The organism is Microbulbifer agarilyticus (assembly GCF_001999945.1).
In the GTDB taxonomy this organism is placed as follows: Bacteria; Pseudomonadota; Gammaproteobacteria; order Pseudomonadales; family Cellvibrionaceae; genus Microbulbifer; species Microbulbifer agarilyticus_A.
Genome location: NZ_CP019650.1, coordinates 3,542,634 through 3,557,038 on the forward strand (window position 1 = coordinate 3,542,634; position 14,405 = coordinate 3,557,038).

A 14,405-nucleotide genomic window follows, 5' to 3' on the forward strand; every position below is an offset into this window, starting at 1 on the left:
AAACAGCAAAGCAGCCGCGCCAACAATTCGGCTTACGACTGCTTTGAACCTGACCCAAAATACTGACCAGGTGTTTCTTTGCTGAAAATTTCAGCGAGTGCGATTAATTCAACGCGCCGGCCTCGGCTTTCTCTTTCGCTTCGGCAACTGCGTTGGCCTGCGCCTGCTGCTTGGAGAGCTGACGCAGCGCGCCAAGGGAATGCAGGTGCGCATAGATCCAGGCCAGCTGGCCACTCTTGAACCAGCGCTGCACCTGCTCAGGCTCAACTTCCAGCAGTTTGGCCTCGTCCACTACGTGCAAGCCTTCCAGGCGCACGGGCTTTCCATCCCCAGCCATAACCTGCATATCAAAGGACTTGAACAGCTGCTGCTCGGCAAGGGTTGCAGAGAACTCCTGAGTCGCTTTGTATGACTTATCGAAGTTGGTCAGGAACTGCAGAACATTATTCAGGGTTGTGCTGTTCTCACCCTGCTCGTCGAACAGCGGCTCTCCAACCTCTTCGGAAAATTGCTTGCAGCCCTCATCGAAGCAGACCGTCTGGTTGCCGGTCATCGCAAATGGATAGCGACGGATAAACGCGGGGACATAGCTACCCTGCCAGCTGCCATCTTCATCCACTAATGCGTGCTGATTGTTGCGCAGCGACAGCAGGGCTAGAGGGAAGTACTGGCCGGACTCATTGCGGCTGAAGAAAATCGGCAGGTCGCGACTGGCTTCGAAGAACTCAATCCCGGTAAGTGGGACCGAATTGATCTCACGGGAGAACAGGAACTTGCTATCCGGAGAAAATTTGAGATTGCGGTGATTTTCCCGGTTAAGGGCTACCGGCTTACGGTAAAAAAGCAGTTCGCTCATCGGTAATGTCTCGAAACCATTGTGGATATCTCACGAGATATCTCTGTTTTTAATTCCTACTCGCTGCTGCCAGCGTAGAGGCGATCAATATGCGCAATTTAACGAATTTGGTGTGACGCGGTTAGCATTATTTTCGCCATTATTAGTGTTTTGTCACTTAAGACAGGTTTAAGTTGACGTGTACACCTAACTTCAATCACATCACTTTTCCGGCACTTATGGCGGTAGCCAGTTCGCCCCTCTACAGAGGCCAATATCCCACTCAACGGCTGGCCCCGACCTCGGTAGCGCCCCCTGGATTCGTCGAAATTCCTGGACGATCGACCACTTCTGACCGAGCACTCAGAATCACCAACAAAAACACCGAAATACCCAGCAGCCCCGCCACGAAATACTGTTTTGACATGCAGTGAGTCCCGCAAATTGCCAGGCCGACGGTCGAAGTCGAACCCGGGCAAAAAAAGATCCTTGAAATGAGTTACGTAAACGTGAAGCACTTTCCCTCAACTTGAGTCACCTTTTTTGAAAATTTTTGTTGATCCAATTTGCGACAAGATCTAAAACGGGCGTACTAGCGCAAACGCAAGCAGAACAACAAGCAGAACAACAAGCCATGCCCCAGCACGAGCAGTTACCCGAATTGACCGGACAACTCTATGAAGAGCTCCGGCGCTGTGCGCGGCGTATCCTGGCGAACCAGTCCGCAGAGCTGACCCTGCAGACCACCGATGTGGTGCACGAAGCGTGTCTGCGCCTGATTGAATCTCCGGCGCAATTTGAAAGCCGCACCCACCTGTATCGCTGCGCCGCCAAAGCCATGCGGCATTTACTGGTGGACCACGCCCGCGCAAAATCTGCGCAGAAGCGCAATGGAGTGCACATGCGCACGGTCTGGATGGACAACCTGCTGGGTGATATCGATGTGAACCTCGGCCTGCTCACCATCGACCACACGCTGACCGAGATGTCACAAATCGGTGAGCGACTGGAGAGCATTGCCGAGCTGCATTACCTCGCCGGCTTCACCCAGGCCCGAGTTGCTGAAATTTTGAACATTAGCGTGGCGACTGTTGAGCGCGAATTGAAATTTGCCCGGGCGTTCCTGACCGATCGCCTGCAAGAGCTCCACCACCCCACACCAGCCTGAATCCGTTATGCCCAACCGCAAAATCCGTCTGAAAACGGTTAAAGACCTGTTCGACCGCTGCGCTGAAGCGGCTATCAGCGAACGCGATGCGCTCCTCGCCTCGGCGGAGGCCAGCCCTGAAGAACTGCGCGAAGTAAAACGACTTCTGTCGTTTCACGATACGGTCGATGTCAGTGCACAGCAGACGCATATTATCGGCCAGCAATTACGGACGCTCAGTCAGAGCATTCCCTCCGGGCAGCAGCTGGGCCCGTTCGCAATCGAAGAAGAAATTGGCCACGGCGGCATGGGCATCGTGTTTCGTGCACGCAGGGCCGATGGCAGCTATGAGCAGCAGGTGGCAATCAAGGTAGCCCCAAGCTTTGCCAGCGCTGAAGAGTTAAAGCACTTCCATCAGGAACGGCAGATCCTGGCCAAGCTGCAGCACCCGAATATCGCGACACTGCTGGACGGCGGCGCTACCGACGATAACCGCCCCTACCTAGTCATGGAGTATGTATCTGGCAAGGCGATTCACGAACACTGCCTTACCCACAAGCTGCCGCTCAAGGCACGGCTTCAACTATTTATTGAAGTCTGCAAGGCGGTCAGCTATGCCCACAATCACCTGATTATTCACCGGGATATCAAGCCTGAAAATGTACTAGTCAACGAGCAAGGCCAGGTAAAGCTATTGGATTTTGGCATTGGCAAAGCTCTGCAAGGCGAGGCGGACCGCACTAATGCGACCGCCCTGCAAGGCATGACCCTGGCCTATGCCAGCCCGGAACAGATACGTGGTGAACGCACAACCATGGCCACCGATGTGTATGGGCTCGGAGCACTACTGTATTGCCTGCTTACCGGGCGGTCTCCCCACGGGCTGGGAAACAACTGTGCGGAGCAGGCGGTGGAAGCCATCTGCCGTACGGAGACAACCCCACCCAGTCGGATACGAGTGGAGAACGGGGGAATCCAAGACCGGAAATCACTCCGCGGCGACCTGGACAATATTGTCAGCAAGGCACTGCGTAAGGAGCCCGAAAGACGCTACGACAGTGCCCGTGATCTGCAGCGGGATATTGAGCGCTACCTGAACCGAGAGCCGGTGCAGGCAACCCCTTCGAGCTTGTTTTACCGCGCGGGCCGCGTACTAGCCCGGCACCCTGTCGCCAGCGGCCTCGCCGCCTCTGTGGTGGTTGCGATTAATCTCGGGCTCGCCGCATCTTTGTACCTGGCAGACCAGCTGCGCATGGAACGCGACAGCCTGCTCGACGCACAACGGGAAATCAAACGGCAGATGTACACCGCGGAACGCACAACGGCGCTACTAACGGACATGTTTGAAGCAGCGTCGCCTGCACGCGCCCAGGGCCGCACCGTCAACGTCGATCAGATCCTGGAAGACGGCGCACGCAAGATTCGCGAGACTCTGGACAATGACCCCGCCGTGAAATCACAACTGTTGAAATCGCTGGCGCAGTTAAATTACAACGTCGGCAAGTACCACGAAGCCGCGACACTTCAGCAGGAAGCACTGCAACAACTCGACACCGCCGCACTACTGCCGGCGGGTATCAGTGCAACGGAAGCCGCCCATATGCGCGCCGAACTATTAATCGGCCTCGGACGCTACCAGCGGGAATCCGGCGCGGTGAATGGCGCTGCAGCGGCTCTTGAGGAGGCGTTCACCCTGCTGGAGCAGTATCCCGACAAGCGCCTGCAGGCACAGGCGCTGCACCGACAGGGGCAGCTGATTTCCCGTGTTGGTTCACCGGATGACGCCATCGAAGTACTGAACGCGGCAAAAGGTATCTGGCAGCAAATGCCCGATCAGGGCGGCGCTCTGGGCTTGGCTAACAACCACAGCCTGTCCAATGCTTACTTCAACAAACCAGATTTCCCGATGGCCGCGCAAACCGAATCCGCAGTACTTGCCGAGCGCATAAAACTATTGGGGGAGTCCCACCCGGACACGCTCAATAGTTATCGTTTTGTCGCGCGGAGCTATATGCGTGTGGGGCGCTGGCAGGAAGCCCGTGAGCTCGCGCAGCGCGCCTATCAGGTGAGCGGTAAAATTTTCAGCACCGAAAATAAGATCTTTCGGCACAGCGCGATCACCTATGCGCGACTACTGGGCCGTCTGGGTGACTTTCAAGGGGCTGCCGAGGTACTGAACCCTTTTCTCGCAGGCGAGGTGCGCGAGCTGGAAACCACAGCGGAACTCTTCCACCATCGCGGCTACTTCAATTTCCACCTAGGCCACGTGGCACTGGCGCGCGCCGATCTGGAAAGGGCCGTGAAAATACTTGGCAAGATTTATCCACACAACTCCGATTCCACTTTTTTGCCGCGCGCCAATCTCGGTGAAGCTCTGGCGATAACCGGGGATGTCGCCGCCGGTATTGAGCTGATTAACCAGGTTAAGCAGGAAAACATCGTGCAATACGGGGCCGATGACTACGGGGTGGCGAGCTGGAACTTGCGTCTTGCACGTATCGCATTGCATGAGGGCAAACTGGAAGAGGCGAGAGAACTAAATCAGCTGTCGCACACCATTAACTTAAAGACCTTTAGCCACGACCACCCCATCGTATTGCAAAACGATGAAACAGAAATGCACATTGCCCTTGCGCAAAACGACAAATCAAAAGCGATACAAATCTGTAAACGGCTAATAGAAACCTACGAAAGTATTTTCCCCGAGGATGCGCCGATCATCGCCCGCCATCGACAATTACTAGAGCAGCTCACCAAGTCTGCCTGATTCGTGTTTATCCGGCACACGACCAATCCCCTCTGTCAGTTCAAAAACGCCGTTCATATCGCGGATAGACATATACAACGATGGACATGTCCCTTTAAGACCGGCGGCGGCAAACTAAACTGTCAGTAGAGGCAGTCATACATTAAACAGGAGGGATACGTCATGACCATGGCACCCACTGTCAGTCGATATCTTGATAACCATTCCGTCCACTACCGGGTGATTCCCCATGAACACAGCGCGACCAGCCGTGAAAGCGCGCACAAAGCGGATGTTCGTGAAGACCGGGTGGCAAAAGCGATCCTGCTAAAGGACGAGCAGGGCATGGTAATGGTGGTCATACCCGCAAGCAGCGGGTTGGATATGCGCGCGGTGCGCGATGAAACGGGACGCAACCAGCTGGAAATGGTGAGTGAATCAGAATTCGGCAACATCTTCAGCGACTGCGAACTCGGCGCTCTGCCACCACTCGGTCAGGCATACGGACTGACAACATTGGTTGATACTGGACTCGACAGTCGCGACACAATCTATCTGGAATCGGGCGATCATGAATCACTGGTGGCACTGGATGGAGAGGACTTCGACCGTCTTATGGCGACCAGTCGCCATTGCAACTTAAGCCGGGACTGGTGGTAAACCCGGTTACACAAAAATGAGAGACAAAAAAAGCCGCGGCATTTCTGCCGCGGCTTTTTTGCTTTCGATCAAGAGTAAATATTACTCGATGATCTTAGCTACAACGCCAGCACCAACGGTACGGCCACCTTCGCGGATCGCGAAGCGCAGACCATCTTCCATTGCGATCGGCGCAATCAGGGTAACGGTCATCTGAACGTTATCGCCTGGCATTACCATCTCGGTACCTTCTGGCAGTTCACACGCACCAGTTACGTCAGTGGTACGGAAGTAGAACTGAGGACGGTAGCCTTTGAAGAACGGGGTGTGACGACCACCTTCGTCCTTGGACAGTACGTACACTTCTGCTTCGAACTTGGTGTGCGGGGTGATGGAGCCCGGCTTAGCCAGAACCTGACCACGCTCAACTTCGTCACGCTTGGTACCACGCAGCAGCGCACCAATGTTCTCACCAGCACGGCCTTCGTCCAGCAGCTTGCGGAACATTTCTACACCAGTACAGGTAGTAGTGGTGGTTTCTTTGATACCAACGATCTCGATCTCGTCACCAGTGTTGATAACACCACGCTCAACACGACCGGTAACTACGGTACCACGACCGGAGATGGAGAATACGTCTTCGATCGGCATCAGGAACGGCTGGTCTACCGCACGCTCCGGCTCCGGAATGTACTCGTCCAGGGTTTCAACCAGCTTCTTAACAGCGGTAGTACCCATTTCGTTGCTGTCGTCGCCGTTCAGGGCCATCAGAGCAGAACCAACGATGATCGGAGTGTCGTCACCCGGGAACTCGTACTGGTCCAGAAGTTCACGAACTTCCATCTCTACCAGTTCCAGCAGCTCTTCGTCGTCAACCATGTCGGCTTTGTTCAGGAATACCACGATGTAAGGTACACCTACCTGACGAGACAGCAGGATGTGCTCACGAGTCTGCGGCATGGGGCCGTCAGCTGCGGAACATACCAGGATAGCGCCGTCCATCTGAGCAGCACCGGTGATCATGTTCTTAACGTAGTCGGCGTGTCCCGGGCAATCTACGTGCGCGTAGTGACGGGTCGGGGACTCGTATTCAACGTGAGAGGTTGCGATGGTGATACCACGCTCACGCTCTTCCGGAGCGTTGTCGATACCGTCGAAAGCAACAGCGTCGCCGCCCCATACTTCTGCACATACGCGAGTCAGTGCAGCAGTCAGAGTGGTTTTACCGTGGTCAACGTGACCGATGGTGCCCACGTTTACGTGGGGCTTGGAACGTTCAAACTTTTCTTTTCCCATTTTCAGGATCCTCTAACTAAAAAGTTTTAAAGGGACTAAGCCTTAAGCTTTGTTCTTTGCAATGATTTCGTCAGCGACGTTTTTCGGCGCTTCCGCATACTTCAGGAATTCCATGGTGTAAGTAGCACGGCCCTGGGTAGCAGAACGCAGGTCGGTGGCGTAACCGAACATTTCGGCCAGCGGCACTTCCGCGTTTACAACTTTACCGGACGCATTTTCGTCCATGCCCTGGATCAGACCGCGACGACGGTTCAGGTCGCCTACTACGTCACCCATGTTCTCTTCCGGAGTAACCACTTCTACCTTCATTACCGGCTCGAGCAGTACAGCACCGCCCACGTCTGCCAGCTTCTTGGTAGCCATGGAGCCCGCGATCTTGAACGCCATTTCATTGGAGTCCACATCGTGGAAAGAGCCATCGTACAGGGTAGCCTTCAGGCCCAGCAGCGGGTAGCCAGCCAGAACACCGTTCTGCATCTGCTCTTCAATACCCTTGTTTACTGCGGGGATGTATTCCTTCGGTACTACACCACCAACGATCTCGTTGACGAATTCCAGACCTTCAGCGGACTCGTCCTCTGCCGGCTCGAATTTCACCCAAACGTGACCATACTGACCGCGACCACCGGACTGACGAACGAACTTGCCTTCGATCTCAGAGGTGTTGCGGATAGTTTCACGGTAGGCAACCTGAGGCTTACCGATGTTGGCTTCAACGTTGAACTCACGACGCATGCGGTCAACGATGATGTCCAGGTGCAGCTCACCCATACCGGAGATGATGGTCTGGCCGGTCTCTTCGTCGGTCTTAACGCGGAAAGACGGATCTTCCTGAGCCAGCTTGCCCAGTGCGATACCCATTTTTTCCTGGTCCGGTTTGGACTTCGGCTCTACCGCTACGGAGATTACCGGCTCCGGGAACTCCATACGCTCGAGGACGATCTTGGCGTCTTCAGAACACAGGGTGTCACCAGTGGTCACATCTTTCAGGCCGATGGCCGCAGCGATGTCACCTGCCAGTACTTCTTTGATTTCCTGACGGTCGTTGGAGTGCATCTGTACCATACGGCCGACACGCTCTTTCTTCTGCTTCACGGAGTTGTATACCGCGGTGCCGCTTTCCAGCTTACCGGAGTAAACACGGAAGAAGGTCAGAGTACCAACGAAGGGGTCGGTCGCGATTTTGAACGCCAGTGCAGCGAACGGCGCATTGTCGTCAGCTTCACGGGTTTCAACAGTCTCAGCCGCGTCGAGCAGAGTACCTTCGATTGCCTTAACCTGGTTCGGCGCTGGCAGGAACTCGATAACCGCGTCCAGCATGGCCTGTACGCCCTTGTTCTTGAACGCAGAGCCGCCCAGAACCGGTACGATTTCGTTAGCCAGAGTACGCTGACGGATTGCTGCCTTGATCTCTTCTTCGGTCAGCTCACCTTCTTCCAGGTACTTTTCCATCAGCTCTTCGGTCGCTTCCGCAGCCGCTTCAACCAGGAACTCGCGCATTTCTTCGCACTCGTCCTGCATATCGGCCGGGATGTCGCCGTATTCGAAAGTCATGCCCATGTCATCTTCATTCCACAGGATGGCTTTCATTTTGATCAGGTCTACAACGCCCTTGAACTCATCTTCAGAGCCAATGGTCATTTGCAGAGGTACAGCGTTCGCATTCAGGCGATCTTTCAGCTGGTCCACTACCATGCGGAAGTCCGCACCGGCACGGTCCATTTTGTTTACGAATACCATGCGCGGTACTTCGTACTTGTTCGCCTGGCGCCATACGGTTTCGGTCTGAGGCTGAACGCCTGAAGAGCCGCACAGTACAACGACCGCGCCATCGAGAACACGCAGGGAGCGCTCTACTTCAATGGTGAAGTCAACGTGTCCTGGGGTGTCGATGATGTTTACGCGATGCTGCGGAAACTGCTGCTGCATACCAGCCCAGAAACAGGTGGTTGCTGCAGAGGTAATGGTAATACCGCGCTCTTGCTCCTGCTCCATCCAGTCCATGGTTGCGGCGCCTTCGTGCACCTCACCAATTTTGTGGGACAGACCGGTGTAGAACAGTACGCGCTCGGTAGTCGTGGTTTTACCGGCGTCTACGTGGGCGCAGATACCGATATTACGATAGCGTTCGATAGGCGTTTTACGTGCCACAGTTGTATCCTCGATATAACGGCAAAAGGCAGCTAGGCCCCAAGTTAAAAAACTGGCCCTGCTGCCTTTCGGTTTTAATTTCCGATGTGTGTATTCATCAGACTTAGAAGCGCCACTATCTTAGAAACGATAGTGAGAGAACGCCTTGTTGGCTTCCGCCATACGGTGCACGTCTTCACGCTTCTTGACCGCGCCGCCCTTGTTCTGGGAAGCATCGATCATTTCATTGGCCAGACGCTGGGCCATAGACTTCTCGCCGCGCTTACGGGAGAAATCTACCAGCCAGCGCATTGCCAGCGCGGTACGACGTGCAGGACGCACTTCTACCGGTACCTGGTAAGTAGCACCACCAACACGACGGGACTTTACTTCCACCATCGGGGCGATGTTTTCCAGGGACTCTTCAAAAATTTCAATCGGATCTTTGTTCAGCTTTTCTGAAACCAGATCCAGTGCACCGTATACGATGCTCTCTGCCACAGACTTCTTACCAGAGATCATGACATGGTTCATGAACTTGGCCAGAGTCACGTTCCCAAACTTGGGATCGGGCAGTACTTCGCGCTTGGCGACTACTCGTCTTCTTGGCATGGAATTGCCTCTCTTCAGGGTTACTCTGAGATGCCGCCGCATTCGCTAATAAATAGCATCTACAAATCGGCGAGCTCAGCCTTACTCCGGTTATTCGTTAAACCGAAACGCAAATTAACCTAAGGTTTATGCCTTAGGACGCTTGGCACCGTACTTAGAACGGCCCTGCTTGCGATCGTTTACGCCGGCACAGTCAAGTGCACCGCGTACAGTGTGGTAGCGCACACCCGGCAAGTCTTTAACACGACCGCCGCGAATCAGTACCACGCTGTGCTCCTGCAGGTTGTGGCCTTCACCGCCGATGTACGAAGTTACTTCGAAACCGTTGGTCAGGCGCACACGACAAACTTTACGCAGTGCGGAGTTCGGCTTCTTCGGTGTAGTGGTATACACACGAGTACAAACTCCACGGCGCTGCGGGCAAGCTTGCAGTGCAGGCACGTCGCTTTTTTCAACTTTGCGTTTTCTCGGCTTACGAACCAACTGGTTGATCGTTGCCATTAAAAATCACTCCAAAATAAAACGCCCCCACCAGTTACAGCAGTGAGGGCCTATCGTCAGTGCGCGATATTCCGGCGAACCCGAGGGTCGTCAGGCAATCGCACCCCATTAGCGGGGGCCGCATTCTATAAACGCCGCATCCCCGAGTCAACCACCAAGCGAAGTAAACACTCACATTCCTTGATGTTTGCGATCCGGAACTGACCGAAAGACGCCTTACAGGCAGAACTTTGCGGTCAGACTACTCCGTTCCGTTGACCTTATTCCCCGGAAGATTTCAGGGCTTCGGTCAGCGCCGCTTCCACCTCTTCTGCAGAAGGACCTTCGGCGAAGCCTTGAGTCTGCTGCTGGGTGCGCTTGCGCTTGCGCTCAGCGTGGTAGGCAAGGCCAGTACCGGCCGGGATCAGACGACCCACTACCACGTTTTCTTTCAGGCCGCGCAGGTTGTCACCCTTACCGGTTACCGCCGCTTCGGTCAGTACGCGGGTGGTCTCCTGGAAGGAGGCCGCGGACAGGAAGGACTCGGTCGCCAGAGACGCTTTGGTGATACCCAGCAGCAGGCGCTCGTACTGAGCTGGCTGCTTGCCTTCGGCACGCAGACGCTCGTTCTCTTCCACCACGCGCTGGTATTCCACCTGGTCGCCTTTGATGAACTCGGAGTCGCCCATCTCGAGGATTTCAACCTTACGCAGCATCTGACGCACAATGGTTTCAATGTGCTTGTCGTTAATGCCTACACCCTGGAGGCGGTAAACCTCCTGGATCTCATTGGTGATGTAGCGCGCCAACTCTTCCACGCCCTTCAGACGCAGAATATCGTGCGGGTTGGACGGGCCATCGGAGATAACCTCACCCTTCGCTACGGTTTCACCTTCAAACACGGTCAGCTGACGGTGCTTCGGAATCAGTACTTCGTAGTGATCCTTGCCATTGGCCAGCGGCTTGCCGTCCTGCGGGGTAATCTGCAAACGAACCTTGCCTTTGGTCTCTTTACCGAAGGAAACGGTACCGGAGATTTCCGCCAGGATGGACGGCTCTTTCGGCTTACGCGCTTCGAACAAGTCGGCAACGCGCGGCAGACCACCGGTGATGTCCTTGGTACCGCCGGATTCCTGCGGAATACGTGCGATTACATCACCAACGTTCACCTTGTCGCTGTCTTTCAGGCTCAGGATCGCGCGCGGCGGCAGTGCGTAGTGCGCCGGTGCGTTGGAGTTGGCCAGAGTCAGCTCTTCACCGTTCTCGTCCACCAGGGTCACAGCCGGACGCAGGTCTTTACCCGCCGCCGGGCGCTCAGCCGGATCGATCACTTCAATGGAAGACAGGCCGGTGATTTCATCAGTCTGCTTGCGAATAGACAGACCGTCTTCCATGCCGGACAACTTCACCCAACCGGCAACCTCGGTGATGATCGGGTGAGTATGCGGATCCCACTTGGCCACGATCTGGCCACCGTCGATGCTGGAACCTTCGTCAACGCTGATGATCGCACCATAAGGCAGCTTGTAGCGCTCACGTTCACGACCGGCAGGGTCGGCAACCGCCAGCTCACCGGAACGAGATACCGCAACCAGGTTGCCCGCTTCGGTTTTCACGGTCTTCAGGTTGTGCAGGCGTACGGTACCGCCCTGTTTCACCTGGATACTGTCCGCCGCAGAAGCACGGCTAGCCGCACCACCGATGTGGAAGGTACGCATGGTCAGCTGGGTACCCGGCTCACCAATGGACTGTGCGGCAACAACGCCCACAGACTCACCCGGGTTCGCGCGGTGACCGCGCGCCAGGTCACGGCCGTAACACTGTGCACAGATACCGTGAGCCGTCTCACAGGTAATGGCGGAACGCACCATAACCTCATCGATGCCCATGCCCTCGATACGCTCTACCCAGGCTTCGTCGATCATGGTGCCGGCCGGCACAGCGATTTCTTCACTGCCAGGCTTGGCTACGTCGCGCGCAACCACTCGGCCCAGGATACGGTCACCCAGGGATTCAATAACGTCACCACCCTCGATCACCGGCGTCATGGTCAGACCTTCGTCGGTACCACAATCGATTTCGGTGATTACCACATCCTGCGCCACGTCTACCAGACGACGGGTCAGGTAACCGGAGTTCGCGGTTTTCAGTGCGGTATCCGCCAGACCTTTACGAGCACCGTGGGTCGAGATGAAGTACTGCAGTACGCTCAGACCTTCACGGAAGTTCGCGGTAATGGCGTTTTCGATAATCGAGCCATCTGGACGCGCCATCAGGCCACGCATACCGGCCAGCTGACGAATCTGCGCTTCAGAGCCCCGTGCGCCTGAGTCAGCGTACATATATACGGAGTTGAAGGAGTCCTGCTCGGTATCCTTACCCTCGCGATCCACAACCGGCTCTTTCTTGATACCGGCCATCATCGCCTGGGTAACTTTGTCGTTGGTACGAGACCAAACGTCGATTACCTTGTTGTATTTCTCACCCGCGGTTACAAGACCGGAGGCAAACTGGCTTTCGATCTCTTTTACTTCCGCTTCTGCAGTCGCAATCAGGTCAGCCTTGGCTGCCGGGATCTCGAAGTCGTTCACACCAATGGAAGAACCGGACTTGGTGGAGAAGTCGAAGCCGGTGTACATCAGCTGGTCAGCGAAGATAACGGTGGCCTTCAGACCAACCTTACGGTAACACTCGTTCAGTACGCGGGAGATCGCCTTCTTTTTCATCGGCTGGTTAACCAGCTCAAATGGCAGGCCTTCCGGTACGATGTTCCACAGCAGCGCGCGGCCGACAGTGGTGTCGTATACGGTACGGGTTACTTGTTTCTCGCCGTCTTCACCGATCACGGTCTCGTCGATACGAACCTTGATCTTCGCCTGCAGGCCAACCTGCTTGGCGTAGAAGGCACGGCTGACTTCCTTGATATCAGAGAAGGACATGCCTTCGCCTTTATCGTTTACACGCTCACGGGTCATCCAGTACAGACCCAGTACCACGTCCTGAGACGGGACGATGATCGGCTCACCGTTTGCCGGTGACAGGATGTTGTTGGTAGACATCATCAGCGCGCGGGATTCCAGCTGCGCTTCAATGGTCAGCGGTACGTGTACCGCCATCTGGTCACCGTCGAAGTCGGCGTTGTACGCCGCACACACCAGCGGGTGCAGCTGGATCGCTTTACCTTCAATCAGTACCGGCTCAAATGCCTGGATGCCCAGACGGTGAAGAGTCGGTGCACGGTTCAGCAGTACCGGGTGCTCGCGAATGACTTCGTCGAGAATGTCCCATACCACCGCTTCTTCGCGCTCGACCATTTTCTTGGCCGCTTTGATGGTGGTTGCCAGGCCGCGAGCTTCCAGCTTGCCGAAAATAAACGGCTTGAATAGCTCGAGGGCCATTTTCTTCGGCAGACCACACTGGTGCAGACGCAGGGTCGGACCTACCACGATCACGGAACGACCGGAGTAATCCACACGCTTACCGAGCAGGTTCTGACGGAAACGGCCCTGCTTACCTTTGATCATGTCTGCCAGAGACTTCAGCGGGCGCTTGTTGGAGCCAGTAATGGCGCGGCCGCGACGGCCGTTATCCAGCAGTGCGTCCACAGACTCCTGCAGCATACGCTTTTCGTTGCGCACGATGATGTCCGGCGCGTTCAGCTCGAGCAGACGCTTCAGACGGTTGTTACGGTTGATCACGCGACGGTACAGGTCGTTCAGGTCAGAGGTCGCGAAGCGGCCACCGTCCAGAGGTACCAGCGGGCGCAGATCCGGCGGCAGAACCGGCAGAGCCTGCATGATCATCCACTCCGGCTTGTTGCCGGACTTGTAGAAGGCTTCCAGCAGCTTGAGGCGCTTGGACAGCTTCTTGATCTTGGTTTCAGAGTTGGTTGCCGGAATCTCTTCGCGCAGACGCTGAATTTCCTGAGGCAGGTCGATGTCGTTCATCAGCTCCTGGATGGCTTCCGCACCCATTTTTGCTTCGAACTCATCGGCGAACTCTTCCATCGCTTCGAAGTACTGCTCATCGTTCAGCAGCTGGCCACGCTCCAGGGTAGTCATACCCGGATCGGTCACAACGTAAGATTCGAAGTACAGTACGCGCTCGATGTCGCGCAGGGTCATGTCCAGCAGCAGGCCGATACGGGACGGCAGGGACTTCAGGAACCAGATGTGCGCAACCGGGCTGGCCAGCTCGATGTGGCCCATACGCTCACGGCGTACTTTCGCCTTGGTTACTTCAACGCCGCACTTCTCACAGATGATGCCGCGGTGCTTCATGCGCTTGTACTTGCCGCACAGGCACTCGTAGTCCTTTACCGGGCCAAAAATCTTGGCACAGAACAGACCTTCACGCTCTGGCTTGAACGTACGGTAGTTGATGGTCTCCGGCTTTTTCACTTCGCCGTAGGACCAGGAGCGAATCGTGTCCGGGGATGCCAGACCGATACGGATAGCGTCAAATTCTTCGAGCTGATCCTGGGCTTTCACCAGGTTTAACAAATCTTTCAAGGCCTTTCC

At 55.6% G+C, this 14,405-nt stretch carries 9 protein-coding genes; 3 read left to right on the forward strand and 6 right to left on the reverse strand.

The features are described from left to right. Positions 1-103: 103 nt before the first annotated feature. A complete protein-coding gene (locus Mag101_RS14805) occupies positions 104-856 on the reverse strand; it encodes a SapC family protein (protein ID WP_077406694.1) in 753 nt (250 codons plus the stop codon). A 613-nt stretch (positions 857-1,469) separates the two neighbouring features. Here Mag101_RS14805 and Mag101_RS14810 point away from each other — a divergent pair. The 3 genes from Mag101_RS14810 to Mag101_RS14820 all read left to right on the forward strand — a co-directional run bounded on the left by Mag101_RS14810 (position 1,470) and on the right by Mag101_RS14820 (position 5,388). Next, complete coding sequence (locus Mag101_RS14810; protein ID WP_077406697.1) at positions 1,470-2,003, forward strand: ECF-type sigma factor; 534 nt, start codon at positions 1,470-1,472, stop codon at positions 2,001-2,003. Between the two features lie 7 nt (positions 2,004-2,010). Further along, positions 2,011-4,749, forward strand: coding sequence for a serine/threonine-protein kinase (locus Mag101_RS14815; protein WP_077406701.1), 2,739 nt, complete (start codon positions 2,011-2,013; stop codon positions 4,747-4,749). 162 nt (positions 4,750-4,911) lie between these two features. Further along, complete coding sequence (locus tag Mag101_RS14820) at positions 4,912-5,388, forward strand: aminoacyl-tRNA deacylase (protein WP_077406704.1); 477 nt, start codon at positions 4,912-4,914, stop codon at positions 5,386-5,388. An 81-nt stretch (positions 5,389-5,469) separates the two neighbouring features. Here Mag101_RS14820 and tuf read toward each other — a convergent pair whose 3' ends face one another. The 5 genes from tuf to rpoC all read right to left on the reverse strand — a co-directional run bounded on the left by tuf (position 5,470) and on the right by rpoC (position 14,396). Next, positions 5,470-6,663 (reverse strand): elongation factor Tu, encoded by a 1,194-nt coding sequence (tuf, locus tag Mag101_RS14825; protein WP_077406707.1) that lies wholly within the window; start codon positions 6,661-6,663, stop codon positions 5,470-5,472. A gap of 42 nt (positions 6,664-6,705) precedes the next feature. Further along, positions 6,706-8,814, reverse strand: coding sequence for an elongation factor G (fusA, locus tag Mag101_RS14830; protein WP_077406711.1), 2,109 nt, complete (start codon positions 8,812-8,814; stop codon positions 6,706-6,708). A 120-nt stretch (positions 8,815-8,934) separates the two neighbouring features. After that, positions 8,935-9,405 (reverse strand): 30S ribosomal protein S7, encoded by a 471-nt coding sequence (rpsG, locus tag Mag101_RS14835; protein ID WP_010130334.1) that lies wholly within the window; start codon positions 9,403-9,405, stop codon positions 8,935-8,937. A gap of 126 nt (positions 9,406-9,531) precedes the next feature. Continuing rightward, a complete protein-coding gene (gene rpsL / locus Mag101_RS14840) occupies positions 9,532-9,906 on the reverse strand; it encodes a 30S ribosomal protein S12 (protein WP_077406714.1) in 375 nt (124 codons plus the stop codon). Positions 9,907-10,166: 260 nt separating this feature from the next. After that, on the reverse strand, positions 10,167-14,396 hold the full coding sequence (rpoC, locus tag Mag101_RS14845) for a DNA-directed RNA polymerase subunit beta' (RefSeq protein ID WP_077406716.1): 4,230 nt from the start codon (positions 14,394-14,396) through the stop codon (positions 10,167-10,169). Positions 14,397-14,405: the final 9 nt, after the last annotated feature.

Bases quoted from the DNA above. Each gene is read 5' to 3' on its own strand.
- Mag101_RS14805 (WP_077406694.1), bottom strand. From the start codon at position 856: ATGAGCGAACTGCTTTTTTACCGTAAGCCGGTAGCCCTTAACCGGGAA.
- Mag101_RS14810 (WP_077406697.1), top strand. From the start codon at position 1,470: ATGCCCCAGCACGAGCAGTTACCCGAATTGACCGGACAACTCTATGAA.
- Mag101_RS14815 (WP_077406701.1), top strand. From the start codon at position 2,011: ATGCCCAACCGCAAAATCCGTCTGAAAACGGTTAAAGACCTGTTCGAC.
- Mag101_RS14820 (WP_077406704.1), top strand. From the start codon at position 4,912: ATGACCATGGCACCCACTGTCAGTCGATATCTTGATAACCATTCCGTC.
- tuf (WP_077406707.1), bottom strand. From the start codon at position 6,663: ATGGGAAAAGAAAAGTTTGAACGTTCCAAGCCCCACGTAAACGTGGGC.
- rpsG (WP_010130334.1), bottom strand. From the start codon at position 9,405: ATGCCAAGAAGACGAGTAGTCGCCAAGCGCGAAGTACTGCCCGATCCC.
- rpsL (WP_077406714.1), bottom strand. From the start codon at position 9,906: ATGGCAACGATCAACCAGTTGGTTCGTAAGCCGAGAAAACGCAAAGTT.